General features: G+C 75.8%; 1 protein-coding gene. It reads left to right on the forward strand.

Annotated features, from left to right (window positions below; all coding sequences use genetic code 11):
* A partial coding sequence (locus ACZ7KF_RS41510; RefSeq protein WP_471087905.1) for a type I polyketide synthase occupies positions 1–2211 on the forward strand: 2211 nt, incomplete at both ends.

Below are 2211 nucleotides of genomic sequence, written 5' to 3' on the forward strand. Positions count from 1 at the left end.
GCAGGGCGGGTACGCGGCGGCGAACGCCGCGTTGGACGCGCTCGCCGAGCACCGGCGGGCCCGGGGACTGCCCGCCACCTCCATCGCCTGGGGCCCCTGGACCGACGGCATGGCGAGCGGACTGGACCGGGTGGACGCGGCCCGTCTCGCCCGCGGTGGCGTCGTCCCCTTCGCGCACGCCGACGGCCTGGAGCTGTTCGACGCCGTCTGCGCCACCGACGCACCGCTGACCGTCGCCGCCCGCCTGGACCTCGCCGTGCTGCGTGCCCAGGCAGCGGAGCTGCCGCCCGTGCTGCGCGGCCTGGTACCGGCCCCCGCACGCCGCGCCGCCGCGGGCGCCCCGTCCGGCGGCTTCGCCGAACAGCTCGCCGCGCTGCCCGAGGCCGAACGGCGCCGTACCGCCCTGGAACTGGTCCGGGAGGCCGCGGCGACCGTGCTCGGCCACGACGGCCCCGAGGCCGTCGCCCCCGACCGCTCCTTCCTCGACCTCGGATTCGACTCGCTGGCCGCCGTCGACCTCCGCAACCGGCTCACCGCCGCGACCGGCCTGCGCCTGGCCGCGACGATCACCTTCGACCACCCCACCTCCGCCGCACTCGCACGCCACCTCCTGGACGCGGCTCTCGACGCGGGCCCGTCGGCCCCCAGCGGCACGCGGCCGCCCGCCCCCACCGCCGTACGCGCGGACGAGCCGATCGCGATCGTCGGCATGGCCTGCCGCTACCCCGGCGGCGTGACCTCACCCGAGGACCTGTGGCGGCTGGTGACCGCGGGCACCGACGCCGTCACCGGCTTCCCCGAGGACCGCGGCTGGGACCTCGCGTCCGTCTACGACCCCGACCAGTCCCGCAGCGGAACGAGCTACACCCGCGAGGGCGGCTTCCTCGCCGGAGCGGCGGACTTCGACGCCGAGTTCTTCGGGATCAGCCCGCGCGAGGCACTCGCCATGGACCCGCAGCAGCGACTGCTGCTGGAGACCTCCTGGGAGGCCATCGAGCGCGCCGGCATCGACCCCCACGCCCTGCGCGGCAGCGCCACCGGCGTCTTCGCGGGCCTGATGTACCACGACTACGGCAGCGGCACCGGCACCCTCCCGGAGGGCGTCGAGGGCTACCTGGGCCTCGGCACCGCCGGCAGCGTGCTCTCGGGCCGGGTGGCCTACACCCTCGGCCTGGAAGGCCCCGCGGTCACCGTCGACACCGCCTGCTCCTCGTCCCTGGTCGCCCTGCACTGGGCGATCCAGGCGCTGCGCAGCGGCGAGTGCTCGATGGCGCTGGCGGGCGGTGTCACCGTCATGGCCACCCCGGGCACGTTCGTGGAGTTCTCCCGGCAGCGCGGCCTTTCCCCCGACGGCCGCTGCAAGTCGTTCGCGGCGTCGGCCGACGGGGTCGGCTGGGCCGAGGGCGTCGGCATGCTCCTCGTCGAACGGCTCTCCGACGCCCGCCGCAACGGGCACCGGGTGCTCGCCGTCGTCCGCGGCTCCGCCGTGAACCAGGACGGCGCGTCGAACGGTCTGACGGCGCCGAACGGTCCCTCGCAGCAGCGGGTGATCCGGCAGGCCCTCGCCGGTGCCGGGCTCACGACGACCGACGTGGACGCCGTGGAGGCGCACGGTACGGGCACCACGCTGGGCGACCCGATCGAGGCGCAGGCCCTGCTGGCCACCTACGGTCAGGAGCGGGACGTGCCGCTGTGGCTGGGCTCGGTGAAGTCCAACATCGGGCACACCCAGGCCGCGGCCGGTGTGGCCGGTGTGATCAAGATGGTGCAGGCGATGCGGCACGGGACGCTCCCGCGCACCCTCCACGTGGACGAGCCGTCCCCGCACGTCGACTGGGCCTCGGGCGCCGTGGAACTCCTCACCGAGGAGCGCGAGTGGAGCCGTACGGGCCGTCCGCGCCGGGCCGCCGTGTCGTCCTTCGGTGTCTCCGGCACCAACGCCCACGTCGTCCTCGAGGAGGCACCCGAGGACACCGCACCCCCCGCGTCGGCCGAACTGCCCTTCGCACCCCTGCTGTTGTCCGGCCACACCCCCTCGGCGCTCGCCGCCCAGGCACGCCGGCTGCACGACCACCTCACCGAGTCCGGCACCACCACCCTGGAAGCGGTCGGCCGCTCCCTGGCGGTGTCGCGGGCGTTGCTGCCGCATCGTGCGGTGGTGGTGGCCGCCGATGTGGCGGGGGCTCGGGGTTCTCTGGCGGCGTTGGCCGC

The organism is Streptomyces sp. NPDC038200, assembly GCF_055600785.1.